This is a genomic window from Agrobacterium sp. lyk4-40-TYG-31, from assembly GCF_030209855.1.
GTDB classification, from domain to species: Bacteria; Pseudomonadota; Alphaproteobacteria; order Rhizobiales; family Rhizobiaceae; genus Agrobacterium; species Agrobacterium vaccinii.
This window is the reverse complement of sequence record NZ_JARVRE010000004.1, coordinates 210,991-236,570: the sequence shown is the minus strand read 5'-3', so window position 1 is coordinate 236,570 and position 25,580 is coordinate 210,991. Positions and strand designations below refer to the sequence as shown.

18 protein-coding genes and 2 pseudogenes are annotated in these 25,580 nt (G+C 58.4%); 8 read left to right on the top strand and 12 right to left on the bottom strand.

Going from position 1 to position 25,580, the window contains the following annotated elements; all coding sequences use genetic code 11:
- Positions 1–84 precede the first annotated feature (84 nt).
- From QRN55_RS06350 to QRN55_RS06340, 3 genes are all read left to right on the top strand, one after another.
- Positions 85–1,308: a lytic murein transglycosylase gene (locus QRN55_RS06350; RefSeq protein ID WP_284775785.1), complete on the top strand. Its 1,224-nt coding sequence runs from the start codon at positions 85–87 to the stop codon at positions 1,306–1,308.
- 61 nt (positions 1,309–1,369) lie between these two features.
- Complete coding sequence (locus tag QRN55_RS06345; protein WP_284775783.1) at positions 1,370–2,599, top strand: SGNH/GDSL hydrolase family protein; 1,230 nt, start codon at positions 1,370–1,372, stop codon at positions 2,597–2,599.
- Between the two features lie 92 nt (positions 2,600–2,691).
- Positions 2,692–3,333, top strand: coding sequence for a LysE family translocator (locus tag QRN55_RS06340; protein ID WP_284775781.1), 642 nt, complete (start codon positions 2,692–2,694; stop codon positions 3,331–3,333).
- An 85-nt stretch (positions 3,334–3,418) separates the two neighbouring features.
- Here the strand turns inward: QRN55_RS06340 and QRN55_RS06335 are convergent, their stop codons facing one another.
- The 3 genes from QRN55_RS06335 to gltB are packed head-to-tail and all read right to left on the bottom strand — an operon-like array spanning position 3,419 to position 9,797.
- Positions 3,419–4,876: a glutamate synthase subunit beta gene (locus tag QRN55_RS06335; protein WP_284775779.1), complete on the bottom strand. Its 1,458-nt coding sequence runs from the start codon at positions 4,874–4,876 to the stop codon at positions 3,419–3,421.
- A 14-nt stretch (positions 4,877–4,890) separates the two neighbouring features.
- On the bottom strand, positions 4,891–5,049 hold the full coding sequence (locus QRN55_RS06330; RefSeq protein WP_284775778.1) for a hypothetical protein: 159 nt from the start codon (positions 5,047–5,049) through the stop codon (positions 4,891–4,893).
- A gap of 8 nt (positions 5,050–5,057) precedes the next feature.
- Positions 5,058–9,797: a glutamate synthase large subunit gene (gene gltB / locus QRN55_RS06325; RefSeq protein WP_284775776.1), complete on the bottom strand. Its 4,740-nt coding sequence runs from the start codon at positions 9,795–9,797 to the stop codon at positions 5,058–5,060.
- Between the two features lie 364 nt (positions 9,798–10,161).
- Between gltB and QRN55_RS06320 the strand changes: the two genes are divergently transcribed.
- Positions 10,162–11,217, top strand: coding sequence for a threonine aldolase family protein (locus QRN55_RS06320; RefSeq protein ID WP_233135250.1), 1,056 nt, complete (start codon positions 10,162–10,164; stop codon positions 11,215–11,217).
- A gap of 169 nt (positions 11,218–11,386) precedes the next feature.
- On the opposite strand, the gene QRN55_RS06315 is transcribed toward QRN55_RS06320, so the two are convergent.
- Entirely contained in the window at positions 11,387–12,247 is an 861-nt protein-coding gene (locus QRN55_RS06315; RefSeq protein WP_284775773.1) for a LysR substrate-binding domain-containing protein, read from the bottom strand.
- A gap of 106 nt (positions 12,248–12,353) precedes the next feature.
- Between QRN55_RS06315 and QRN55_RS06310 the strand changes: the two genes are divergently transcribed.
- Positions 12,354–13,361 (top strand): bile acid:sodium symporter family protein, encoded by a 1,008-nt coding sequence (locus QRN55_RS06310; RefSeq protein ID WP_284775771.1) that lies wholly within the window; start codon positions 12,354–12,356, stop codon positions 13,359–13,361.
- Positions 13,362–13,408: 47 nt separating this feature from the next.
- Here the strand turns inward: QRN55_RS06310 and QRN55_RS06305 are convergent, their stop codons facing one another.
- Complete coding sequence (locus QRN55_RS06305) at positions 13,409–13,891, bottom strand: Hsp20 family protein (protein ID WP_112498602.1); 483 nt, start codon at positions 13,889–13,891, stop codon at positions 13,409–13,411.
- A 406-nt stretch (positions 13,892–14,297) separates the two neighbouring features.
- On the opposite strand from QRN55_RS06305, the gene QRN55_RS06300 reads away from it, so the two are divergent.
- Positions 14,298–15,239, top strand: a complete 942-nt coding sequence (locus tag QRN55_RS06300) for an alpha/beta fold hydrolase (protein ID WP_284775769.1) — start codon at positions 14,298–14,300, stop codon at positions 15,237–15,239.
- A 145-nt stretch (positions 15,240–15,384) separates the two neighbouring features.
- Here QRN55_RS06300 and QRN55_RS06295 read toward each other — a convergent pair whose 3' ends face one another.
- From QRN55_RS06295 to QRN55_RS06285, 3 genes are all read right to left on the bottom strand, one after another.
- A complete protein-coding gene (locus tag QRN55_RS06295; RefSeq protein WP_103089095.1) occupies positions 15,385–15,642 on the bottom strand; it encodes a DUF2312 domain-containing protein in 258 nt (85 codons plus the stop codon).
- Between the two features lie 148 nt (positions 15,643–15,790).
- Positions 15,791–16,096 (bottom strand): DUF1244 domain-containing protein, encoded by a 306-nt coding sequence (locus QRN55_RS06290; protein ID WP_284775767.1) that lies wholly within the window; start codon positions 16,094–16,096, stop codon positions 15,791–15,793.
- A 12-nt stretch (positions 16,097–16,108) separates the two neighbouring features.
- Complete coding sequence (locus QRN55_RS06285) at positions 16,109–16,897, bottom strand: N-formylglutamate amidohydrolase (RefSeq protein ID WP_284775766.1); 789 nt, start codon at positions 16,895–16,897, stop codon at positions 16,109–16,111.
- A gap of 196 nt (positions 16,898–17,093) precedes the next feature.
- On the opposite strand from QRN55_RS06285, the gene QRN55_RS06280 reads away from it, so the two are divergent.
- Positions 17,094–17,576 carry a DUF1036 domain-containing protein gene (locus tag QRN55_RS06280; protein WP_162694348.1) on the top strand — a complete coding sequence of 161 codons (483 nt, stop codon included), beginning with the start codon at positions 17,094–17,096 and terminating at the stop codon, positions 17,574–17,576.
- Positions 17,576–19,015: a pyruvate kinase gene (gene pyk / locus QRN55_RS06275; protein ID WP_284775763.1), complete on the top strand. Its 1,440-nt coding sequence runs from the start codon at positions 17,576–17,578 to the stop codon at positions 19,013–19,015. The genes QRN55_RS06280 and pyk overlap by 1 nt, the downstream gene beginning before the upstream one ends.
- A gap of 100 nt (positions 19,016–19,115) precedes the next feature.
- Here pyk and QRN55_RS06270 read toward each other — a convergent pair whose 3' ends face one another.
- The 4 genes and pseudogenes from QRN55_RS06270 to QRN55_RS06260 all read right to left on the bottom strand — a co-directional run.
- Positions 19,116–21,323: a hypothetical protein gene (locus tag QRN55_RS06270; protein WP_284775761.1), complete on the bottom strand. Its 2,208-nt coding sequence runs from the start codon at positions 21,321–21,323 to the stop codon at positions 19,116–19,118.
- A 448-nt stretch (positions 21,324–21,771) separates the two neighbouring features.
- Positions 21,772–23,556, bottom strand: a complete 1,785-nt coding sequence (locus tag QRN55_RS06265) for a peptidoglycan L,D-endopeptidase MepK (RefSeq protein WP_502871310.1) — start codon at positions 23,554–23,556, stop codon at positions 21,772–21,774.
- A gap of 315 nt (positions 23,557–23,871) precedes the next feature.
- A pseudogene (locus QRN55_RS24520) lies at positions 23,872–24,072 on the bottom strand (helix-turn-helix domain-containing protein); the annotation flags it as partial.
- Positions 24,073–24,245: 173 nt separating this feature from the next.
- Positions 24,246–25,434 (bottom strand): annotated as a pseudogene (locus QRN55_RS06260) (sigma-54-dependent transcriptional regulator); the annotation flags it as partial.
- Between the last annotated feature and the right edge of the window lie 146 nt (positions 25,435–25,580).

Sequence of the window (25,580 nt, the reverse complement as noted above, 5' to 3'; positions counted from 1 at the left end):
TTGACTTTGAATTGCTAAAACATCGCTAAGCCCGATGCGTATCTCGCAATCGAACTGAAATTCGAGAGAAACGAAAGACTGCCGATGAAAAAGCTGATCCTTTCCCCCATCCGCAAATTTGGCTGCATCGCGTTTGCGGGTATCGCAATCGCGCTTGCGCCTGCAACAGCGAACGCCGATGCAGGCTTCCGCCAGTGGATCAACCAGTTCTACGCCACTGCCGCCAAGGAAGGCATCAGCAAATCGACCTATCAAAAGGCATTTGCCGGTGTGACAGAGCCTGACCCGGATGCGCTGCGCAAGGCAACCTTCCAGCCGGAATTCACCACCAAGATCTGGGATTACGTCGATAGCCGCGTCAACCCTTACACGGTGCGCATCGGCCGCGAAATGAAGATGAAGCATGCCACCACGCTCAACTGGATCGAGCGGAACTTCAAGGTGGACAAGCACGTCATCCTCGCCATCTGGTCGATGGAATCCAATTACGGCGCGGTTCTGGAAAAGCCGGAACGCCTGCACAATATTCCGCAGGCGCTGGCAACCCTTGCCTATTCGGACCCCAGACGCGGAAAATTCGCCCGCACGCAGCTGATCGCAGCCCTGAAAATCCTTCAGAACGGCGACGTGACGCCAAAGCAGTTGACCGGCTCCTGGGCTGGTGCCATGGGCCACACACAGTTCATTCCCACCAGCTATCTGCTTTATGCGGTTGATGCCGATGGTAACGGCAAGCGTGACATCTGGCACTCCATTCCCGATGCGCTGGCAACGGCTGCCAATCTCTTGGCCAAAAACGGTTGGGAACCGGGCCGCACCTGGGGTTACGAAACCGTCGTTCCAAATGGTGGCGGACGTTATGAGGGCCAGACAAAGAGCATGGCCGAGTGGCAGAAGCTCGGTTTCGTGCGCCCCAGCGGCAAGGGCTTTCCACGCGGTGCAGACCGCGCCATGCTGAAAATGCAGGGCGGTGCCAATGGCCCAGGCTTCCTGATGACGAAGAACTTTTTCACCATCAAGAAATACAATTCGTCGGATAGCTACGCGCTGGCCGTTGGCCTTCTGGCGGATGAAATCGCTGGAACCGGCGGCATGCAGCAGCGCTGGCCACGCCCGGACAATACGCTAGATGTGAAGGAAAAGTTCGAATTGCAGACCCGCATGAAAGAACTCGGCTATTACGACGGCGAGGTCGACGGCAATTTCGGCTCCGGTTCCAAGGCGGCCATCAGCGCCATCCAGAAACGCATGGGCATGGAAAATGACGGCGAGCCCTCGCGCCTGCTGCTGCGCGCCCTGCGCAATTGACAGACTTGGCTTGCGGCCTCAAACTTAGAAGACAATAAAAAACGCCCGGGAGGCTAACGCCGTGGTGCACAAGACTGCAGGCAATTTTTGGAGGATAACACGGCGCAGCAGTGCCGTGTTTCTGTCCCTCGTCATCTGCCTGCCGGTGACATCGCAGGTTGCCCACGCACAGGAAATGCGTGAGCGTCGCACCCTGTTCGAGATGATGTTCGGCAGCCCCAACCGGCGCGATGATCGCATGTATGCGCCTGACAGAGAGCAGCCGAGAATGCGCAGACAGCCCTCACGGGAAAATCGCGCTGTGACCCGTCCACAGGCCCCGCGCAAGACGCCATCCGTGGTCCAGATGCGTACTGAAAAGCCCGGCCCGGTTGCCAAGCTTGAAAATGCACGCCGCGTTCTCGTCATCGGTGACTTTCTGGCCGGGGCCATGGGCGAAGCGCTGGTTTCGACCTTTGAAAGCTCACCCGCCATTGCCGTGGATGTGCGCTCCAACGGTTCCTCCGGCCTTGTGCGCACGGATTATTACGACTGGTTTTCCAACCTTCCGCAATTCATCAAGGAAACCAGCCCTGCCACCATCATCATCATGCTGGGCTCCAATGACCGCCAGCAGATGGTCATCGGCGATGACAAGGAAAAATATGGCACCGATCTCTGGCTCAAGGAATATGAACGCCGCATCGATGCGCTGATTACGCTGGCCAAACGTCAGCAGGTACCCGTTCTCTGGGTCGGCCTTCCGGCCTTTCAGTCGCCCTCGCTGACCGCCGATTTTGTCAATTTCAACCGCCTGTACCGCAGCCATATCGAAAAGGCAGGCGGAGAATTCGTGGATGTCTGGGACGGCTTCGTCGATGAGGCCGGAAAATTCGTGACAACCGGGTCCGATGTCAACGGCCAGCAGGCGCGCCTGCGCGAGGCAGACGGCATCGGCATGACGCAGGCGGGCAAACAAAAACTCGCCTTCTACGTCGAAAAATTCGTCCGCCGCCACCTGGATGGCGCAGGCCCCGACCTGATGAAACTCGACGGAAGCAACCTACCAGCGCTCACCTCGCTCCCCGCACTCGGCATCGACGCCCAACAGGTCCGCACCCAGCCTATCAGCCTCACCGACCCCGACCTCGATGGTGGCGATGTGCTATTGGGAGGCAAAACCCCTCCCAAACTCTCCGTCATGGAATCCCCCCGCGAAAAACTAACCAAACGCGGACTTATGGACGACGCCCCGCTGGGGCGCGTCGACGATTACCGCGTGCCAGCGCCTGCGGAGACGGCGGCGAAGTAAGTTTATAAATTGAAACTTCGGTAGAGCCCGAAACATCGAAGGCAACGGCTCCTGTAAACCAGCCTCAACTGGTTGTTTTAAAGGAGATATCGATGAGCGAAGTTTCTATTTATCTACCCGGAATATTATTTGCGTATGGCGCTTTTCTTTTGGGGATCGCTAGTCCCGGCCCCAATGTTCTGGCTGTTATTGGCACATCCATGAGCGTTGGTAGGTTGCCCGCAATGGCACTCGCGTTGGGTATTGCCACTGGCTCTCTTTGCTGGGCGAGCGCGACCGTTTTTGGCCTATCGGCATTGAGATCGACTTACGCAATGGCACTGACAGCGATAAAAATTGGTGGAGGGCTCTACCTCATCTATCTCGCCTTCAAATCGTTCAGATCGGCATTGTCCAGCCATGATATCGAAGCCAGGGAGCTTTCCGGCGGAAGGTGTACGACTTGGGGATATTGGGTGAGAGGCCTAACCATCCAACTTACGAATCCCAAAGCTGCCCTCACTTGGATCGCAATCATTTCGCTGGGGATAACAAATGATACCCCTGGCTGTGTCGCACTGGTCATCGTTGCCGGTACGTCCTTCCTGTCGATTGTTATCCACCTGCTTTATGCTATCGCATTTTCAACGCAAACCATGGTGAAGCTCTACTCGAAGTCACGCCGCTCCATTCAAGCCGCACTGGGTACATTTTTCGCGTTTGCGGGCATCAGGCTTCTGGTGAGTCAAAACTAGCTGATACCCGAAGGACGACATCTTGCCTTCAAAAAACCTCCGAAGGAGCGACCCTCGGAGATTCAAATTCTTCAATCGCAATGCCTCAGCTCGGCAGAAGCGTTACGCCCATCAGTGCCTCATCAATGGCACGCGCGGCCTGGCGGCCTTCGCGGATGGCCCAGACAACCAGCGACTGTCCGCGGCGCACGTCGCCTGCAACCCACATCTTGTCGACCGAGGTCTTGTAGTCCTTGTCGTTGGCGACGACGTTGGTGGAGCCGCGACGGTCTGTGTTGAGCGTCAGCTTGCCATCCATCTCTTTCAGAACGCTATCGGTAGCGGGGCCGGAGAAGCCGATGGCGATGAAGGCGAGATCGGCCTTGATGATGAATTCCGTGCCCGCGATGGGCTTGCGGCGCTCATCCACCTGGCAGCACTTCACGCCTGTCAGCACGCCGTCTTCGTCACCGACGAACTCGAGCGTTGCGACCTGAAATTCGCGGGCGGCACCTTCCGCCTGAGACGAGGACGTGCGCATCTTGGTTGCCCAGTAAGGCCAGACGGCAAGCTTGTCTTCCTTCTCCGGCGGCATGGGGCGAATGTCGAGCTGCGTGACTTTTACAGCGCCCTGACGGAACGCCGTGCCGACGCAGTCCGACGCCGTATCGCCACCGCCGACGACCACGACATGCTTGCCACCGGCAAGGATCGGATCGGAAGGCCAGCCGACGCTGTCGATGCTTTCGCGACCAACGCGGCGGTTCTGCTGCACGAGATACGGCATGGCATCATGCACGCCGTGGAACTCCGTGCCGCCGATACCGGCAGGACGCGGTGTTTCTGAACCGCCGCAATAGAGCACGGCATCGTGTTCCGCGAGTAGCGTTTCGACGGTCATATCAACACCGACATTGACGCCGTAATGGAAGGTCACGCCCTCACCCTTGATCTGCTCGACGCGGCGGTCGATGAAGTTCTTCTCCATCTTGAAGTCGGGAATGCCGTAGCGCAGCAAGCCGCCAGCCTTGGATTCGCGCTCATAGACATGCACATCATGGCCCGCACGCCCCAACTGCTGGGCCGCCGCCAGACCTGCCGGGCCAGAACCGATGATGACAACCTTCTTGCCGGTGTGAACCGTAGCAGGCTTGGGCACGATGAAGCCCAGTTCATAGGCCTTATCCGCAATCGCCTGCTCGACCGTCTTGATCGCCACCGGCGCATCTTCGAGGTTCAGCGTGCAGGCTTCCTCGCAAGGGGCGGGACAGACACGGCCGGTGAACTCCGGGAAGTTGTTGGTGGAGTGGAGGTTGCGGATCGCCTCTTCCCAATTGTTATTATAGACCAGATCGTTCCAGTCGGGGATCTGGTTGTGCACCGGGCAGCCGGTCGGGCCATGGCAATAGGGAATGCCACAGTCCATGCAGCGCGCCGCCTGCTTCTGCACTTCCGGGTCCGACATGGGAATGGTGAATTCCCGGAAATGGCGAATACGATCCGACGCCGGCTGATACTTGCCAACCTGACGATCTATTTCCAGAAAACCTGTAACCTTGCCCATGTCTAATCCTCACATCAAAGTGGAGCGCCTGTCGGGCCCCAGTACCAGTAAGCGCCACCCATAGCCGCCCCCAATACAATGAATTCAAGTCTGATCTCGCCGCTCGTAAAATAGATCGCCGTGAGAACGGCGAGCGTGATCGTCAGCGAGATCAATCGGTGTAGTGACTTCACGTGTCGGATTACTCCGCAGCAACGCCCAGCTTCATCCGTTCCATATCCTCAAGGGCACGGCGGTATTCGACCGGCATGACCTTGCGGAATTTCGGGCGGAACTCGCTCCAGCGGTCGAGGATGTCCTTGGCGCGGTTGGAGTTGGTGTAGTGGAAGTGGTTGGAAATCATCTGATAGAGGCGCTCCTCGTCGTGGCGCGTCATGTCTTCGGAGACGTCCACACGTCCCTTGTGCATGAGGTCGCCGCCGTGATGGTGCAACTTTTCCAGCATGTCGTCTTCTTCCGGCACCGGCTCCAGCTCGACCATGGCCATGTTGCAGCGCTTGGCAAAATCGCCCTGCTCATCCAACACATAGGCCACGCCACCGGACATGCCGGCTGCGAAGTTGCGGCCGGTTTCACCTAGGACCACGACGATGCCGCCCGTCATATATTCGCAGCCATGGTCACCCACGCCTTCGACAACGGCGATAGCGCCAGAGTTGCGAACAGCGAAACGTTCACCTGCCACACCACGGAAATAGCACTCGCCGGTGATGGCGCCATAAAGCACCGTGTTGCCGACGATGATCGAGTTTTCCGCGACGATGCGGGCATTTTCCGGTGGACGCACGATGATGCGGCCACCCGAGAGACCCTTGCCGACATAGTCGTTGCCGTCACCCACCAGATCGAACGTGATGCCGCGAGCGAGAAACGCGCCGAAGGACTGACCCGCCGTGCCGCGCAGCAGCACGTGGATGGTATCGTCCTTCAGACCCTTATGGCCCCAACGCTTGGCCAGCGCGCCCGAGAGCATCGCACCGGCGGAACGGTCGACGTTCTTGATCGGCACTTCGAAGACCACCGGCTCGCGGTTTTCGAGAGACGGCATGGACTTCTCGATCAGCTTGCGGTCGAGAATATCGTCAATCGGGTGCTTCTGGCGCTCTGTCCAATAGGTCGCTTCCTTGGGCGCATCGACCTTGTGGAAGATGCGGCTGAAGTCGAGCCCCTTGGCCTTCCAGTGGGCCAGCATCTCATCCTTTTCGAGCAGTTCGGAAGCACCGATGATCTCATCCAGCTTGGACACGCCAAGGGATGCCAAGATTTCGCGCACTTCTTCGGCGACGAAGAAGAAGTAGTTGATGACGTGTTCCGGCGCACCCTTGAAGCGCTTGCGCAGAACCGGGTCCTGCGTGGCAACGCCGACAGGGCAGGTGTTGAGGTGGCACTTGCGCATCATGATGCAGCCAGCCGCGATCAACGGAGCCGTCGCGAAACCGAATTCATCGGCGCCTAAGAGCGCGCCAATGATGACATCCCGGCCCGTTTTCAAGCCGCCATCCACCTGCAAGGCGATGCGCGACCGAAGGCCGTTCATGACAAGCGTCTGCTGGGTCTCGGCAAGGCCAATTTCCCATGGAGAACCGGCATGCTTGAGCGATGTCAGCGGCGACGCACCCGTGCCCCCGTCAAAACCGGACACGGTGATGTGGTCGGCGCGCGCCTTGGCAACGCCAGCCGCAACCGTACCGACGCCGACTTCGGAGACGAGCTTCACCGAAACATCGGCTTCCGGGTTGACGTTCTTAAGGTCGTAGATCAGCTGCGCCAGATCTTCGATGGAATAGATATCATGGTGCGGCGGCGGGGAAATGAGACCGACGCCCGGTGTGGAGTGACGGGTCTTGGCAACCGTTGCATCCACCTTGTGGCCGGGCAACTGGCCACCTTCGCCGGGCTTGGCACCCTGCGCGACCTTGATCTGCAACATATCCGCGTTGACGAGATATTCCGTCGTTACGCCGAAACGACCAGACGCGATCTGCTTGATGGCGGAGCGTTCCGGGTTCGGATTGCCGTTGAGCAGCGGCAGGTAACGGTCGGATTCTTCGCCGCCCTCGCCCGTGTTCGACTTGCCGCCAATGCGGTTCATGGCGATGGCCAGCGTGGTGTGCGCCTCACGGCTGATAGAGCCGAAGGACATGGCACCGGTGGAGAAGCGCTTGACGATATCGACGGCAGGCTCGACTTCATCGACAGAGATCGGCTTGCGACCGAGCGCTTCGGCACCCTTGAGCTTGAACAGACCGCGAATAGTGTTCATGCGCAGGTTGGTGTCGTTCACCATCTCGGCGAATTCGCGGTAGCGCTCCTGGCTGTTGCCGCGCACGGCATGCTGCAAGGTGGCAACCGCATCCGGGCTCCAGGCATGGCTTTCGCCGCGCATGCGGTAGGCATATTCGCCACCGATATCCAGCGTGCTGGCAAGGATCGGGTCCTTGCCGAAGGCGTCGGTGTGACGCGATACGGTTTCCTGGGCAATTTCCGTCAAGCCAACGCCTTCGATTTGCGTGGCGGTGCCGAAGAAATATTGCTCGATGAACTCCGAGGACAGGCCGACGGCGTCGAAGATTTGCGCGCCGCAATAGGACTGGTAGGTGGAAATGCCCATCTTGGACATGACCTTGAGAATGCCCTTACCGACAGCCTTGATGTAGCGATAAACCACTTCGTCGTCGGACACTTCCTTGGGGAAGGCGCCGTGCTTGTGCATGTCCAGGAGCGTATCGAAGGCGAGGTATGGGTTGATGGCTTCGGCACCATAACCTGCCAGCAGGCAGAAATGGTGGACTTCACGCGGCTCGCCAGTTTCGACGACGAGACCGACCGATGTCCGCAGACCCTTGCGGATGAGGTGATGGTGGACGGCAGCGGTGGCCAGCAGCGCTGGGATGGCGATGCGGTCAGGCCCAAGCTGACGGTCAGACAACACGATGATGTTGTAACCACCGCGCACGGCGGATTCCGCACGCTCGCAGAGACGGTCCAGCATTTCAGGCATGCCTTCGGCGCCACGCTCCACATCATAGGTGAAGTCCAGCGTCTTGGTATCGAAACGGTCTTCTGTGTGGCCGATGGAGCGGATCTTTTCCAGATCGCCATTGGTCAGGATCGGCTGGCGCACTTCCAGACGCTTGGCGCGGGCGGCACCCTCATGGTCCAGAATGTTCGGGCGTGGACCGATGAAGGAGACGAGGCTCATCACCAGCTCTTCGCGGATCGGGTCGATCGGCGGGTTGGTAACCTGCGCGAAGTTCTGCTTGAAATAGGTATAAAGCAGCTTGGACTTGGACGACATGGCCGAAATCGGCGTGTCGGTACCCATCGAGCCGATGGCTTCTTGACCAGTCGTCGCCATCGGCGACATCAAAAGCTTGGTGTCTTCGCTGGTGTAACCAAAGGCCTGCTGGCGGTCGAGCAGAGACACGTCGCGGCGCAGCGCGCGTGGCTCGACAGGCTTCAGGTCTTCGAGGATCAGCTGGGTGCGATCCAGCCATGTGCGGTAAGGGTGCTTGGTCGCGAGTTCGCGCTTCACGTCCTCATCGGAGATGATCGCGCCCTTTTCCATGTCGATCAACAGCATCTTGCCGGGCTGCAAACGCCACTTCTTGATGATGCGCTCTTCCGGCACTGGCAAGGTACCGGCTTCGGATGCCATGATGATGCGGTCGTCATCGGTGACGAGATAACGGGCCGGACGCAGACCGTTGCGGTCCAGCGTCGCGCCAATCTGCTTGCCATCGGTAAAGGCAACGGCGGCCGGGCCATCCCATGGCTCCATCAGCGCGGCGTGATATTCGTAAAACGCCTTGCGTTCCGGCGACATGGACTGGTTGCCAGCCCACGCCTCGGGGATCAGCATCATCACGGCATGCGCCATGGAATAGCCGCCGCGCACGAGGAATTCGAGCGCGTTGTCGAAGCAGGCGGTGTCCGACTGTCCCTCATAGGAAATCGGCCAGAGCTTGGAGATATCTTCGCCAAACAGCGGCGAGGCAACGGAAGCCTGACGCGCCGCCATCCAGTTGACGTTGCCGCGCAGCGTGTTGATTTCGCCGTTATGGGCCACCATGCGGTACGGGTGCGCCAGCTTCCAGGATGGGAAGGTGTTGGTCGAGAAACGCTGGTGGACGAGTGCCACGGCACTTTCGAAACGCGGGTCGGACAGATCCTTGTAGTAGGCGCCGACCTGATAGGCCAAGAACATGCCCTTGTAGACGATGGTCGAGGAGGACAGCGATACCGGATAGAAATCCTGCGCTTCCTTGCCGCCGCCTGCATCATAGATGGTGTTGGAAATGACCTTGCGGATCAAGAACAGCTGACGCTCGAAATCGGCATTGGTTGCGGCATCGCGGCCAGCACCGATGAAGACCTGCACATGGTGCGGCTCTGTTGCAGCGATATCGGGCGCTTCCGACAGAGAGGAGTTGTCGACTGGAACATCACGGAAGCCGAGGAATTGCTGTCCCGCATCGGCAACAACGTCGATGATGACCTTCTTATAGTGCTCGATCTGGGCTGCATCGCGCGACATGAAGATGTGGCCAACGGCATATTCGCCAGCCTTCGGCAGTGTGACGCCCTGAAGCGCCATTTCTTCGCGGAAGAATTTGTCGGGAATTTGCACCAGAATGCCCGCACCATCGCCCATCAAGGGGTCGGCACCGACGGCACCGCGGTGGGTCAGGTTTTCGAGAATGAACAGCCCATCCTTGACGATCTGGTGCGACTTCTGGCCCTTCATATGGGCGACGAAGCCGACGCCGCAGGCATCATGCTCGTTGCGCGGATCATAAAGACCCTGCTTTGGAGGCAGACCACCAATCGTCGCGCGCACGGCAGCCTTGGGCTGGGCGCTCGTCGGACAGTCATTGGTCAACATCGCCGCGGCGTTTTCGCCTTCCAGCTTGATCGTCATTTTTCGTCCCTCCTGCAACAGGTTGCATGGCTTCACGCAGAGAGGCGGGCGCTCGACCTCTTCACCGTTTCCGGATAGTGGTTTCGCTTCCGCTTGTCAATTTAGGACAGCATTGCTGTCTTAATTCTGGTTGGATTTTGACAGAAACGGCCGCGCTCTGCAAGTCCACCTCAACATTTTATAAACGTACAAAATGACGCTAAATGTCTCGGTCGTGAATCTTCGCGCAATTTTCTTCCGGAAAAACCACGAAATCGTTGCTTTCATTGCCGGATTTGCGTTCCCGAAGATAAGGCCATAAAACGACAATCGTTTGGCAGACCAGCCACTCCCGCCATCGTCAACTCATCGAAAGTGCAGACCCATGTTTTTTGCTTCCGACAACTGGGCAGGCGCCCACCCCGCCATCAATGAGCGGCTGATGAAGGAATCCACCCGCTTTGCCGCCGCCTACGGCACAAGCGAACTGGACCGCGCCATCGAGAAGCGCTTCAACGAGATTTTCGAGCGCGAAGTCGCTGTCTTCTTCGTCGGCACCGGCACCGCTGCCAATTCTCTGGCCATGGCCAGCGTCGCCCGCCCCGGCGGCATCGCTTTTTGTCACTCCGAAGCGCATGTCATCGAAGACGAATGCGGCGCGCCGGTCTATTTTTCCAACGCCTCGCGCCTGATGCCGGTCGCCGGACCCAACGGCAAAATGCTGCCGAAAAACCTCGAAGCCGCCATCGGCCGCTTCCCGCCCGGCTCCATCCATCAGGGCCAGCCGATGCTGGTGACGCTGACCCAGGCGACCGAACAGGGCACGGTTTACGAACTCGATGAAATCGACGCCATCTCGGCAATTGCCAAAAAGGCTGGCGTTCCCTTGCATATGGACGGCGCGCGTTTCGGCAACGCTATGATGGCGCTGAACACGACACCAGCCGAAATGACATGGAAGCGCGGCGTCGATATTCTCTCCTTCGGCGCGACAAAGAACGGTTGCTGGTGCGCCGAAGCCATCGTCTACATGGACCCGAAAACCGCAGAAGACCTGCCCTTCATCCGCAAGCGCTCCGCCCAGCTCTTCTCCAAAACCCGCTTCATGGCCGCCCAATTCGATGCCTATTTCAAGGATGATCTCTGGCTGGAACTGGCCGCCCACGCCAACGCTATGGCAACCCGCCTGCGCGAAGGCCTGTCGGCTTCCAACAGTGCACGCCTGGCCTGGCCGACCCAATCCAACGAGCTTTTTGTGGTGCTGAACAAGGACAAGGCCAAGGCCGCCAAAGAAGCCGGTGCCAGCTTCTACGACTGGCCCGTGCCGCATGACATGCCGGAACCTGTGGGCGAGAACGAACAGCTCATCAGGCTTGTGACCAGCTTTGCAACGCTGGAAAACGACGTGGATGATTTCTTGCGGATTTGTGGCGGGGCTTGAGGCCAACAAGGTCTGATGTGCGCAAAACTCGCGCCATGCGTCATCCTCGGGCTTGACCCGAGGATCTATCCACCTCTCGGTTTTGGCAACGTGATTGGATCCTCGGGACAGGCCCGAGGATGACGTCAGTGGGCTTGGCAAATAAGGCCGGAACGGCAGAAGCATAAACTTATACAACACTCCCCGGCACCATCCCTTTCGCCATCACCAGTTTTGACAGTGCCTCCACCAGTTCCGCATCAGCCCCCTTCCTCGGCTGGAGCACGAATTCCACATCTTCCAGTGCCGGAAGCGCGCCCTTCGGCAGCTCCCGCAAGCCCGATGGGGCCATGCTGCGGGGCTGGACCAGAACGCCCATTCCGGCGCGCGCGGCGGCGGTTAGGCCGCTGAGGCTGCCGCAGGTGCAGACGATGCGCCAGGCGACACTGGCGCGGTCGAGCGCTTCCTGGGCTGCCTTGCGGGTGATGCTTGGCGGCGGGAATGCGATAAGCGGCAGGGCGTTTTCGCGCGACAAAACGGCATCCGGGTCTTTTGCCAGCCAGACCAGCGGTTCACGGTAGAGGAAATGGCCGAGGTGATCGCCCAGCCTTCTTTTGGCCAGCACCACATCCAGCTCACCATTGTCCTGCATTTCGTAAAGAGAGCCGCTGAGTGCCACCGTCAGCTCAAGATCGACCAGCGGGTAGAGCCGCGTGAACTCCTCCAGAATGACGGTCAGGCGACTGGCGACGAAGTCTTCGGAGACGCCGAGGCGCAGGCGGCCACGCAGCCTGCTTTCACCGAACAAAGCCGCGACCTTGTTATTGATATCCAGCATGTTGCGGGCGTACCCCAGCAAGGCCTCCCCCTCTGGCGTCAGGCGCACGCGGTGGGTATCACGCGCGATCAGGCGTTGACCGAGAAAGGCTTCCAGCCGTTGAATATGCTGGCTGAGCGTGGACTGGCCGATCCCCAGGCGTTCTGCGGCGTGGGTGAAACTCATGGTCTGTTCCAGCGCAATGAAACTGGCGAGGTGTTGGAGGTTCAGCATGATCATCCTGGAACGTGATAACTGTTAGTTTTTGCATCTCGTTTCATGATGAGCGATACTGCGCACGAGTTCAAGACGAAACCGAATAACGGAAAGACGTCCCACCATGTCCCGCTTCCTGCCAGACCGCTTCACCATGATGCTGGTTGCCACTGTCATCGTTGCTTCACTGCTGCCGATCAGCGGAGAGCCGGCGCATTATTTCTCTATCGCGACCAAATGTGCGATTGCACTGCTGTTCTTTCTGCATGGTGCACGGCTGGCACGGGACGTCGTTGTTGCGGGCATTTTGCATTGGCGTCTGCATCTCGCCATTCTGCTCGTCACCTTTGGCCTGTTTCCGCTGCTCGGCGTCGGGTTGGGTTATATCCCTGAAAGCATCCTACCCGCCCCGCTCTACCTCGGCGTCCTCTTTCTGTGTGTGCTGCCGTCTACGGTGCAATCCTCCATCGCGTTCACTTCCATGGCAGGTGGCAATGTCCCAGCTGCAATTTGCTCGGCGTCGGCCTCCAATATTTTCGGCATGTTCCTGACACCGCTGCTGGTCGGTTTGCTGTTTACCGTCGGTGGTCAGGGTGGAGGCTTTTCACTGGATGCGTTCGCCCAGATTTTCCTGCAATTGCTGCTGCCCTTCATCGCAGGTCAGTTGCTCCAGCCATGGATCGGCGACTGGATACGCGCCCGCAAGACACTGCTGTCTCCGGTGGATCGCGGCTCCATCCTGATGGTCGTCTATCTCGCCTTCAGTGAAGCCGTCATCGAAGGTATCTGGAAGGAATTCACCCTGCGAGACATTGCCGTCCTCATCGGCATCAATATGCTCCTGCTAGCGGTTGTTTTGTGCGTCACTATGTTCGGCAGTCGTCTGCTGGGCTTCAAGAAAGAAGACGAAATCACCATCACCTTCTGCGGCTCCAAGAAAAGCCTTGCGAGCGGTGTGCCGATGGCGGGCGCGATCTTCGCGGGTCAGAGCATCGGCGCCATTGTGCTGCCGATCATGCTGTTTCACCAGATTCAGTTGATGGCCTGCGCCGTGATTGCGCAACGCTATGCCAACAAGGCCAAGGAAAAATCGCAGCGCATAGCCGACGAGCTTGTACTGCCGGAAGCGTAAACAAAAACGGCCCCGCAAGGGGCCGTTCGTATCATCGGATGAGAAGATCAGTTGACCTGTGTTGGCGTAACCTGCGCTTCGATCTGCTTTGGCTCATCCGTCACGTCTGAAACAATCGCGATGCGACGTGGTTTCATCGCTTCTGGAATGTTGCGGAAGAGATCGATGTGCAGCAGGCCGTTCTTCAGAGAAGCGTTCTGTACCTCGACGTGATCGGCAAGCTGGAAGCGGCGCTCAAAGGCGCGCTTGGCAATGCCGCGATAGAGGAATTCGCCCTCATTGTCCTTGGTGTCTTCTGCCTTTTCAGCCTTGACCGTCAACACGTTGGCGCGAGACTCGATGCTGAGTTCGTTCTCGTCAAAGCCAGCGACCGCCATGGTGATGCGGTAGGTGTTTTCGCCGGTGCGCTCTATGTTGTAGGGCGGGTAGGCCTGTGCCTGCTCCGGCTGGCCAAGACCATCGAGCATGGAGAAAAGACGGTCGAAACCGACTGTGGAGCGGTAAAGTGGGGAAAAATCAACGTGACGCATGGTGTCCTCCTAGGAAGCGACTGTTTGCGGTTATGGCCCTCACCCCGTTTGGGCGATGAGTGACCGGATACGGCCCCGTTCTGGCGACCGTGACCAAGAGATGGGAAGGCCTGTCGCGGAGTTCAAGAGGATTTTTCGCCCCAGCTGCGATGTGAACTTTATCTGAACGAGAGATTCCGAAATCGTTCATTTTACCATCGCTAAATAAGCAGCATCGGAGGCTATCTCCGGCGGCAGAAGTGTAACGTCCCTTCTTCTTCTGTCATCTTCGCCGGAACCGCGACTGCTAACACCGACGGTTCCGGCAATTTTTCCCGCAATGCGCACCTTTTCCTTTGACGCCAACCGGCCCGCCACCTATCCCGTTCTGAAACACCTTCTCAGTGCCAAGTCGGAAACAGCACCCATGACCGAAGCCATATTGCACGCCACCCCGGGCAACCCCGTGCCCGAAAACCACATTGCAGGCTTCTTCACCGGTCACAAAAACAGAAAGCTGCGCTACGCCATTTTCCGCTCCAGCCGGTCCGTGGCGCGCGGCACGATTGTGCTGCTGCATGGTCGCAACGAATGTATCGAGAAATATTTCGAGACGATCAACGACCTCACCGCAAAAGGCTTCTGGGTCGCCACCTTCGACACGCGCGGACAGGGCGGATCGGACCGGCTGCTGAAGAAAGTGCAGGCTGGTTACGTCCGACGCTTTGCCGATTACGGCAAGGATATCTCGCTGTTTTTAGAGCAGGTGGTGCTTCCCGACGCGCGCTTGCCCTTTTTCATGATCGCCCATTCCACCGGCGGACTTGCCGCCCTTTCCGTTGCACCGATGCTGTCCAACCGCATCGAGCGGATGGTGCTGAGCTCACCCTTCGTGTCGCTCAGCGGCCAGTCGCTGCCAGCAGGGTGGATCAGGATCATCGCTACACTGCTGACCCTCACCGGCTTTGGCGGCGTCCAACTGGGCAAGGACCAGCGAGAACGCCAGTTCGAGGGCAATCCCCTGACATCGGACCCGGTGCGCTTTGCCCGCAATGCGTCCATCGGCCTCAAACATCCCGAACTCTTCATCGGTGCTCCCACGGCGCGCTGGCTGTTCGAAGTGTTGAAGACCATGCCCTGGGTAACGAGACAGGATCATCTGACCAGGATCACCGTCCCCACACTCATCCTCGCGCCGATGCTCGACACCATCTCCCGCTACGCCGCGCTGGAAGAACTTTCCCGCAACTTCCGCGCTGCCCAACTCATCCCCATCACCGGCGCCCGCCACGAATTGTTTCTGGAACGGGATGTCTATCGCACCCAGGCCCTAGCCGCCATCGACGCGTTTTTCGCGCCGGAGGACTGAGGCGGCGAGAGAGCATGTCCCAGTTGAAGGGAATTATCCCACTCGACTGGCACGCCCTGAATAAAAAATGGCGGCGCAAAAGCAGCCGCCATCAGGATTTTTTAGATGAAGCTGTGGCGAGGCCAAGGCCTTGCCATAAGCATGATCATTCCATGCCGAGTGCGGCCATGTAGGTCTGCAAAATCGTTTCTTCCTCGATACGCTCGTTGGCGTCTTTCTTGCGCAGACGGATGATCGTGCGAATGGCCTTCGTGTCGTAACCGCGGCCCTTGGCTTCGCCCATCACATCCTTGATATCGCCCGAAATCGCGGCCTTTTCTTCTTCGAGACGCTCGATGCGCTCAATGAACTGGCGCAGTTCGGCGGCGGCGACGGTTTCGGTTGTGGCTGTTTCGTCCATCATTTCATCCTTCATGGTGGCGGCTCGTCTGGAGCCTTGTGCGTCACACGGCGAAGTCTTCGCCTGCTGCCGTTGCGGGCAGCTGAAATTCCCGGCTGGTGAACTGCCCGGCTGCGAGCCTCACGTCAAGCCGTTTTGGGCCACAGCGCCCTTATTCCTTTGGTGAGTTCTGCGCGAATGCGACTTTCTGGGCGTCGCTCGCCTCGGCCTGATGCAGGCTTTTCCACGTATCATAGGGCATGCCGTAGACCATCTCGCGCGCAACGTCCTTGCTCACCTCATGGCCAGCATCCCTGGCCGCTTCCGCGTACCAGTTGGACAGGCAGTTGCGGCAGAACCCAGCTAAATTCATTATGTCGATGTTCTGCACGTCCGTTCGCTTTTGCAAATGGCTGACCAGCCTGCGAAACGCCGCCGCTTCGAGCTCCATTTTCTGCCGTTCGTCGAGTTCGCTCATCATGGTCTCCGCTCAATAGGGCCCGGTTCGCGAGGCGAACTGCCGGTATTCGTGCAGGGTGGGATCATCGTTCATTGCGGCAAAAATGGGGGCGAGCCGTGCTCCCCAGTCGGCAATACCCGCCTCATCGCCAATCAGGTCTTGGCGCACTTCAAGGAGCGCATGGGGAACGCCCTTCAACATGCAGTGACGATACATCGTGTCGCCCTTCAGCGCGCCGTCATAGGGCTCATTGTCTCCCACCAGAATATCGCCCGCGGCTCGCAGATGCGCCAGCAGAGGCCTGACCGCCCGGTGATCCGTGTCCCACAGCACCGCTGCATGCCATGGGCGCGCGATCTCTTTCCAAAACGGCGTGTAGGAATGGAGCGACAAGACCAGTGGCGCCTTGCCGGATGTCGAGGCCACGCGGTCAAGTACCTTGCCCACGGCATTGTGATAGGGCCGGTGATACGTGTTGAGACGCGAATTCCACTCATCAGGGGTAATCGGATGGTTGCCGGGAATGATAGCTCCATCGGAGATTTTCATAATGAGGGTCGGGTCGTCCTCGCCCCTGTTAGGATCGATCAGCAGGCGGGAGAAGCGGCTCATCACTGCGGGCACACCCAGTTGCGCGGCCAGTTTGCGCGTCAAACCTTCGATACCGATGTCGAAAGCGATGTGCCTGTGAAAAGCGGCTTGCGGCAGACCCAGATTCCCGTATTTTGACGGCAGAAGGTTCGTGGCGTGATCTGCAAGCAGGACCATGCCTTTGTCATAATCACCTTCTAGGATTTCGTATGGCTGGAAGTCTGACATTTGGGATTTCTTGATAGCCGCTGAGGAGAGACGCTTGATGGCATGGCTAGACGCCACGCGCAAGTTTGGAAGCCCGGACAGCCATCGGCACCGACGTACGAGAGACCCCACCGGAGATATAATCGATTGAACTCGCGTTGACTTTCTCGGGCGTCCGCGCCAAGAAGTGTTCTCTTATCATAACCATGGAATCCGGATGGAAGCCGTGCCACACACATTCTCCGCTCTCCTTGCTAAATACCGGCGCGCGATACGCTTTTTCTCTGCAGCCGCCGTTCTCAGCACCCCCCTCCTCGTTGCCCAGCCGGCATGGGCGGACTTCCGTGTCTGCAACAGCACGCAGAACCTCGTCGGCGTCGCCATTGGCTATCGCGGACAGGAAGGCTGGGTCAGCGAAGGCTGGTGGCAGGTGCCTGCCTCCACCTGCGCCACGCTAATCGAAGGCGAGTTGCAGTCACGCTATTACTATCTCTACGCTGAAGACGCCGCCCGTGGTGGCCGATGGACTGGTGACGTCAACATGTGCGTTGCCGAAAACGAGTTCAAGATCAACGGTGTAGACGATTGTTACGCCCGTAGTTTCCAGCGCATGGGTTTCAAGGAATACGATACGGGCAGACAAGGAAGCTGGATGGTCCAGCTTTCGGACACGCCAGGTACACAGGAAAGTCAGAACTGATGAAGCGCAATCGTAAAGTCAAAATCCTTGCAACTCTCGGGCCTGCTTCGTCCGATGAGGCAATGATCGAGAAGCTCCATTTGGCTGGCGCCGATCTTTTCCGCATCAATATGAGCCATGCCAGCCATGATGTGATGCGCAGCCTGATCCAGCGCATTCGCGCCGTGGAAAGCCGCGTTGGCCGCCCCATCGGCATTCTGGCCGACCTTCAGGGCCCGAAACTGCGCGTCGGCAAGTTTGCCGAGACCAAGGTCGATCTCGTTCAGGGACAGACATTCACCCTCGATAACAATGAAGCGCCTGGCGACAAGAACCGCGTGTTCCTGCCGCATCCAGAAATTTTGGAAGCCGTCAAGCCGGGTGACCGTCTGCTGATCGACGATGGAAAGCTGCATCTGCGCGCTGAAAAATGCGACGGCAAGAGCATCGTCACGACGGTCGTTTCCGGCACGAAAATCTCCGACCGCAAGGGCATCAGCCTGCCTGATACGCTTCTGGGCGTCGGTGTTCTGACGGACAAGGACCGCGTCGATCTGGACGCCGTTCTGGCCACGAACGAAGTGGACTGGGTCGCCCTTTCCTTCGTTCAGCGCCCCGAAGATCTGGTCGAAGTGCGCAAGATTGCGGGCAACCGCGTCGGCTTGATGTCCAAGATCGAAAAGCCGCAGGCTGTTGAACGCATCGAGGAAATCATCGCGCTATCAGACGCTCTGATGGTGGCCCGTGGTGACCTTGGCGTGGAAATGCCGCTGGAAGCCGTTCCCGGCATTCAGAAGCAGCTGACACGCGCCTGCCGCAAGGCTGGAAAGCCGGTTGTCGTTGCCACGCAGATGCTGGAATCGATGATTTCGGCTGCGGTTCCAACGCGCGCCGAAGTGTCCGACGTGGCTACCGCCGTGTTCGAAGGTGCAGACGCCATTATGCTGTCTGCCGAATCCGCCTCCGGTGACTACCCGGTCGAAGCCGTCTCCACCATGGCTTCCATCGCCAGCACCGTTGAGCAGGATCCCTACTACTCCAACATTATCTACGCACAGCGCCCACAGCCTGAAGCCACTGGCGCAGACGCGATTTCGCTCGCAGCGCGCCAGATCGCCGAAACGCTCGGTCTGTCTGCCATCGTGACCTACACATCGTCAGGCACCACCGGTCTGCGTGCCGCGCGCGAGCGCCCACAGGTGCCGATCATCGCGCTTTCGCCGATCATCCAGACAGCCCGCCGCCTCTCGGTGGTCTGGGGTCTGCACTGTGTGGTCACGGGCGATGCCAGCGACCAGGACGACATGGTCAACCGCGCATGCCGCATCGTCGTGGACGAAGGCTTCGGCAAGCCGGGCAACCGCATCATCATCTCCGCTGGCGTCCCGCTCGGCACCCCAGGCGCCACCAACATGGTCCGCATCGCCTATATCGGCTCCGACGGCCAGAGCGGCGTTTGACGTAATGCAAGCAGCGGCCTGAACGCCGCTGCCCATATCCTGAAATGAAAAAAGCGCAGAACTTTCCGCGCTTTTTTTGTGGCTGGCCTCTGCCGGAATATCAGTTCGAAGAGTACGCCCTGACAATCACATCGACCTGAGCATCGCTCATCTGCTGAACCTGCTCGGTCGTGAAGGATTTGATCTTCGCAGCCGAGAGCCCCGAAAGCGTTTCGGTGCTCAGTCCAGAGATGGCATTCTTCTTGATCGATGCGATCTCCACATCCGTAAAGCTGCTGAGCTCATCAGAAGACAATGTCGCGGTGTGTTTAGCACTCAATGCAGATATCTGCACGCTGTTGAGAGCGGTAATGTTGGCAAGGGTCAAAGCGTCGAAACTGGCCGTACTGAGGGACCCGATCTGCTTTGATGTCAGCGCTTCCAGCTTCTTGACATCGAGACCAGCCATGAGATCGGTCGAAAGACCACTGAGCTGCTTTGCCGTCAAGGCGCCAAACTGGTCATCCGTCAGTGCCGCCATTTGTGCGGTCGAAAGGGCATTCATCTGAGCCGTCGTCAGAGAAGCGATCTGCGCAGTGGTGAGAGCCATAAGCTTACTGCTGGAGAGCCCCGCAAGCGCATCCGTCGTCAGGCCGGAAATGGAGTCCTTCTTCATCGAAGCGATCTCGCTGGAAGTGAAACTGTTGAGTTCATCAGCCGATAGCGTGGCGAGGAGCTTTGCGCTGAGGCCGGCAACCTGACCATCCGTCAAAGCGGCGATGCTGACGGAACTCAAAGCATCAAACTGTGCCGTGGAGAAGGCCGCCAGTTGCTTCGTCGTCATGGCGTCGAGTTTGATACCCGAGAGATTGGCAAGTGTATCAGTCGAGAGACCTGCGATCTGCTTTGCCGTCAATGCTGCGAACTGGCTCGATGTCAGGGCCGCCAATTGCAAAGAGGTCAAGGCCTGCATCTGCGTAGACGTCAGTGCCGATATCTGCGCGGTGGTCAAAACCGCAATCTTGCTGGTTTGAAGACCCGCAATCGCATCCGTCGTAAGGCCGGAAATCGACGTCTTCTTGATCGAAGCGATCTCGCTATTTGTAAAGCTGTTGAGTTCGTCAGCCGTTAGTGTGGCGATCAACTTGGCACCAAGTCCCGAAATCTGTCCGTCGTTCAAAGCCACGATGCTCGATGAATTCAAGGCTTCAAACTGCGCGGAAGAAAAGGCTGCGATCTGCTTGGTGGTCATCCCGTCCAGCTTGCCGCCGGCCAGAGTGGCAATCGTATCCGTAGAAAGCCCGGCGATCTGCCTGGCCGTCATCGCTCCAAACTGCGCCGATGACAGCGACGACAGTTGCGTATCTGTCAGTGCCTGCATCTGGGCGGACGACAGGGCAGAAATCTGGACACTCGTGAATGCGGCAATCGTGGCTGTCGAAAGGTTTGCCATCGCTTCCGTCGATATCGCGGAGACAGCGGTCTTCTTGATGGACGCGACTTCTGAAGCCGTGAACTTATTGAGTTTCTCTGCCGAGAGTGTCGCTATCTGCTTTGCGCCCAGCGCGGAAACCTGGGACGCGTCGAGCGCTTCGATATTAGCCGAACTTAACGCCCCAAACTGGCTGGTCGTCAGCGATGCGAGCTGTTTGCTCGTCATCGCCTTGAATTGCGTAGACGTCAGATCGGTGATGATTTCTTCCGAGAGACCAGCAATCTGTCTGGGAGAAAAGGCAGAAAACTGCGCTCCGCTCAGTGCGCCGAACTGCGTTTTCGTCAGCGATCCGATCTGGGTCGACGACAAAGCGCCAATCTGGACCGTCGTCAGGGCAGCAAGCTTTTCTGTCGTCAACCCGGAGAGCGCCGTCGGATCGATGGAGGAAATCGACGTCTTTTTGATGGAAGCAATTTCAGCGCCGGTGAAGCTGTTCAAATCGTCTGCGGACAGGATCGCAATCTGCGACGAGGTCAGTGCCGACACCTGCCTGCTGTCGAGCGCTTCTATCTGCTCATCGGAAAAGGAATCCAGCTGGTCGGCGTAAAGCGCGCTGATCTGCTGAGTCGTCAGACCGGAAATCTGTCCTGCGCCGATCGCGTCCAGCTGGTCCAGGGACAGGCCGGTCACCGCTTTGGGCGCGAGCTGACTGATGACCTGGTTACTGAGAGAAGAGATCACCCCAGTGTCAAGGACACTGACCTGCGTCGATGTTAGAGCTTTGACTTGCGCCGCACTGAGACCAACAAAGTCGTCACTCGTCAACGTCGAAATCATGGAGGTTGCAAGAGACGCAATCTGCCGCGGTGAGATATTGGCGAGTACAGAAGTCATGAGCGCGAGACACCGTAAATTACTGATCAGGAATGAAGTCTACACAACGAAACTTGCCCCGGTATTGCGCGATAGACTGTGACAGCCGTCGTAACACGGCGCACAAATTCCATCGCAGCCAAAAGGCAGAGTCATCTTGCAAACAGCTATAGTCGGGAACATGGCTCATAAGAGCCGGGCGCATCAAACTAGCTTCATGCGTGCAGAATTCTATAAACTCTGCCTGTGCGCCGAGAGACGAAACCGTCTCGATCTACATGGTCTAATCAGCAAAAATCTAAATGAGACACTTACTATACTAACCATCTGTACAATAACAATACAGATAATTCTCGTCAAGATCACACCGCCAAGTTTATGCAACCCCCACTACCAAATAAAACAAAAAGGCCCTGTCATAGGTATGACAGGGCCTTTTCTATTTCTGGATGCACAATCAGTGCAAAATTCAGGGCATTTTGATCGGTGTGCTGAAGCGGCTGGAGTCGATCGCTGCGGCACCCGGGCGGAAGCTGGCGGTTGCGGCAGAGGCGGACATGTCGTGGCTCAGCATACGGTTGTTGACGACGCGTGGGGCCTTGACTGCGCGACCGGTTGCACCCTTGTCCTGGCTCAGTGCCCAGTCGGAGATTGCTTCCTGCGTCAGACGACCGCCGCTGACCATGGCCTTTTCAGACACGGCTGCATCCTGCTTGCTTGGGCGGCCACCCTTGGTGGGAAGACCGGCAACCAGACCGCTGTCCTTTGCACGGGGCTTCACGTCGAATGCGTCGCCATAGGCGGCAGCGGCAGACGGAGCAGCCTTGGCCGTCTCTATACGCTTGGCGGCAGGCTGTGTCGCCGCGGCGCTACGATCCAGCGAAGCCGGGAACTGTGCAGCCGATGGCATGGCAGTCGCCGTGATGGACGAACGAGCATCCTGTCCGCTCTGCTCAAGGGCAGCGACAACCACGGGCGAAAGGCTTGCCTGCTGCTGCTCGGCATCGTCTTCCTGGCCATCGGTGTCTGCATTGGCAGAAGCAAGCAGCGCTTCGGCAACAGCCGGACGGTTGGCCGGAACCGGAACGTGGGCCGCCAGCGCATCACCCGGCATATCTTCGGAGCCGAGAGCTGCGGTCATGACGGAACCATCGGCGTCACCCTTCATGCGGCGCGGCCCGAGAAGGGTCGGCACAGGAATGGAATATTGTGCCAGATCGGCGAACTGCTGCTCGGCAGGTGCGGCTGTCGGCGTTGGCATGGTTGCGGCCTGAAGCGCATCCTGCGCGGCATTACGAGCCGGTGAATAGAGTGCCGTGGCCAGACCCGTCTGGTTTTCCTGATTGCGGAATGCAGGACGTGCCGTTGGCAACGGGGCATCGACAACGCCCGGCAGCGGCTGAGCGGATGCGACAGCAACTGCGGCTGGCGCCTCTTCCGGCTCCTGCGCAACGGGCGCAGCGGCAGGCGCCGAAGACCGGGCTGCAGGTGCAGGTGTTGCAATGCTTTCGGAATCTTCGTCCTCGTCACCACCGCCAAACAGCGTGGCCAGCAGGGTCTTGCGCTTGCCGCCGGAGGAAGAGCTGGCGGGACCGTCACCGGCTGTACCGGCGACCTGAACCGACGAAGAGCTGACGCGCTTCTTGTAATCGGCAAGGGCCACATCATAGCCCGGCAAAGGCTTGCCATCGGCAGGCAGATGGATGGTGTTGCCTTTGGGGAAAATACGCACGAGTTCCTGACGGCTCATGCGCGGCCAGGCACGGACATTGCCGACATCGAGATGCACGAAAGGCGAGCCGGAGGTCGGGTAGAAACCGACACCACCGATCTGCATCTGCATGGCGATTTCGCGAAGACGGGAAAGTTTGACGCCCGGAATGTAGAAATCCATGGCCTTGCCCAATGTGTGCTGGCTGCTCTTTGCGACACCCTTGGTGCGCGACCGCAGCATGCCATTGGTTTCTGGCGAGCGGAAAGCAGAGACGACATTGATATAATCGGTGCCACCGGAACGGCGGTAAACTTCCCACACCAGATCGAACAGACGCGGGTCCATCTTGGTCGGCTGGTTGCGACGCCAGTCACGCAGGAAGCGGTTCAGCTCCTGAAGACCTTTGGCGTCATACTTGCCGTTTCGCTTGAACGTGATGACGGCTTTTTCTTTGGTGTGGATATAATAGAGCTTGAGACTACGGGTTTCGGCGGCGGCCTGCGTCGCCGAAAGTCCAAGAGCGGGCATGGCGACCAGCATCAGGCACACGCATGTAACGACGCTTGCCGATAGCTTCGTGCCTATATCTTTAATCAAGCCGCGCGCTATCTTGCCCGAGAGCGCGATATTCCGATGCAGATAAAGCAATTTGATCCCCGCCTGGCAGACAATTCGTCACATTGTCCCACATGAACCTCAATTACGGTCACACGATGGCAATTTTGCCACACATGGACATTCATCCTCTATATAGTGAATGCGATACTAACAAGAGGTTTATAGACCGTAAGTGAATATCCTTGCCCAGGAGTTAACAAATATCGGTTTTGCTAAACTAAGCCGGCTTTGCCGCCATCAAGCGGCATCACGCAGCGGATCATCGGGATCAATGCCATAATCCTTCAACTTACGGTATAGTGTCGACCTTCCAATGCCGAGTTTGCGGGCCACCTGGCTCATCTGTCCACGATAGAACCGCAGCGCAAACCGGATCAGTTCCTCTTCGATATCGGCAATCTTGCGCACATCACCGCTGTCATCGGTCGAGGCAATCAGGCTACCGCCGGGAAAGACGGCGCCGGTCGAGCGATCCTCGTCATTCGCCATAGCCTCCATCACGGACACGATGTCGGCGGTGCTGCTGCGTGTTTCGACCGGTGGCGGTGCGATCAACAGGGAACGCTCGCTCGGGCGGTGCGGCATGTCTTCCACGGCCACGCCGTCCATGAACTCGGGCACCTGAAGCGCGATCTGAGGGAAATCCGCTTCCGTCAACTCGTCACCCTGGGCCAGAACGACCGCGCGAAACACGGCATTTTCCAGTTGGCGAATATTGCCCGGCCAGTCGTACGCCGTCAGCAAGGCCAGCGCACCGGCGCTCACACCCAGCGAATGCGGCAGTTTCTGCTCGACGGAGAAGCGTTCTGCAAACACCCGCGCCAGATAGGGAATGTCTTCCTTGCGGCGACGAAGAGCCGGAATGGTGATGGGGAAGACGTTGAGGCGATAATAGAGGTCCTCGCGGAAGCGGCCTTCCTTGACCTCTTCGATCAAATCCTTGTTGGTGGCCGAAATCAGCCGGACGTTGACCTTCTGGACACGTGCCGAACCGACAGTCTCGATTTCGCCCTGCTGCACCGCGCGCAAAAGCTTGACCTGCACTTCGAGCGGCAGATCGCCGATCTCGTCCAGAAACAGCGTGCCGCCATCGGCTTCCATGAACTTGCCCATGTGCTTTTCGGTGGCACCGGTAAAGGCACCCTTCTCGTGTCCGAACAGGATGCTCTCGACAAGATTATGGGGAATGGCACCGCAATTGACGGTGATGAACGGCTTGCCAGAACGGTCGCTGCCGGACTGAACGGCGCGCGCGATCATTTCCTTGCCGACGCCGGATTCGCCTTCCAGCACCACTGGAATATTGGACTGCGCTGCCCGCTGCGCTAGCTCGATAACCCGCAGCATGGCCGGGCTTGCCGACACGATATCGTTGAAATTGACGGCGTGGTTGCGCGAACGTTTGCCGGTGCGGGCCTTCGCCTCACGCTGGTCCAGCTTCAACGCATTGGCAATGGCCGAACCGATGCGCTCTGGCGACACGGGCTTGACCACGAAATCGAAAGCACCGGCGCGCATGGCCTGCACCACCGTATCGATGCCGCCCTGGCCGGTCTGGACGATGACAGGCACATCCGTGCCCAGCTCTCCGACAGCCTTGAGAAAAGACAGACCGTCCATCTCCGGCATCATCAGATCAAGAACGATCACGCTGATATCGCCGCTGTGTTGTTTCAACAGCTCCAGTCCGACCCTGCCGTTTTCGGCAAGGATTGGGTGGTGACCATAACGCTCCACCGCTTGTTTAAGCAGGCGGCGCTGAACAGGGTCGTCATCGATAACGAGTACTTGCGCTGTCATGTCAGGCTCCGGTTTCCGGTTTATGGACCTGCTTCATGCTGGCCCTTTGAACCGAATGTGGCACGGAAGGCTTGAACATCCAGTTTTGAGATTTGCTTGCATTTTATGCATTGCCACGGGAAACAGAGCCCCCATATGCTTTGGCG

Bases quoted from the DNA above. Each gene is read 5' to 3' on its own strand.
- QRN55_RS06350 (WP_284775785.1), top strand. From the start codon at position 85: ATGAAAAAGCTGATCCTTTCCCCCATCCGCAAATTTGGCTGCATCGCG.
- QRN55_RS06340 (WP_284775781.1), top strand. From the start codon at position 2,692: ATGAGCGAAGTTTCTATTTATCTACCCGGAATATTATTTGCGTATGGC.
- QRN55_RS06335 (WP_284775779.1), bottom strand. From the start codon at position 4,876: ATGGGCAAGGTTACAGGTTTTCTGGAAATAGATCGTCAGGTTGGCAAG.
- gltB (WP_284775776.1), bottom strand. From the start codon at position 9,797: ATGACGATCAAGCTGGAAGGCGAAAACGCCGCGGCGATGTTGACCAAT.
- QRN55_RS06320 (WP_233135250.1), top strand. From the start codon at position 10,162: ATGTTTTTTGCTTCCGACAACTGGGCAGGCGCCCACCCCGCCATCAAT.
- QRN55_RS06315 (WP_284775773.1), bottom strand. From the start codon at position 12,247: ATGCTGAACCTCCAACACCTCGCCAGTTTCATTGCGCTGGAACAGACC.
- QRN55_RS06310 (WP_284775771.1), top strand. From the start codon at position 12,354: ATGTCCCGCTTCCTGCCAGACCGCTTCACCATGATGCTGGTTGCCACT.
- QRN55_RS06305 (WP_112498602.1), bottom strand. From the start codon at position 13,891: ATGCGTCACGTTGATTTTTCCCCACTTTACCGCTCCACAGTCGGTTTC.
- QRN55_RS06300 (WP_284775769.1), top strand. From the start codon at position 14,298: ATGACCGAAGCCATATTGCACGCCACCCCGGGCAACCCCGTGCCCGAA.
- QRN55_RS06295 (WP_103089095.1), bottom strand. From the start codon at position 15,642: ATGATGGACGAAACAGCCACAACCGAAACCGTCGCCGCCGCCGAACTG.
- QRN55_RS06290 (WP_284775767.1), bottom strand. From the start codon at position 16,096: ATGAGCGAACTCGACGAACGGCAGAAAATGGAGCTCGAAGCGGCGGCG.
- QRN55_RS06285 (WP_284775766.1), bottom strand. From the start codon at position 16,897: ATGTCAGACTTCCAGCCATACGAAATCCTAGAAGGTGATTATGACAAA.
- QRN55_RS06280 (WP_162694348.1), top strand. From the start codon at position 17,094: ATGGAAGCCGTGCCACACACATTCTCCGCTCTCCTTGCTAAATACCGG.
- pyk (WP_284775763.1), top strand. From the start codon at position 17,576: ATGAAGCGCAATCGTAAAGTCAAAATCCTTGCAACTCTCGGGCCTGCT.
- QRN55_RS06270 (WP_284775761.1), bottom strand. From the start codon at position 21,323: ATGACTTCTGTACTCGCCAATATCTCACCGCGGCAGATTGCGTCTCTT.
- QRN55_RS06265 (WP_502871310.1), bottom strand. From the start codon at position 23,556: ATGCTGGTCGCCATGCCCGCTCTTGGACTTTCGGCGACGCAGGCCGCC.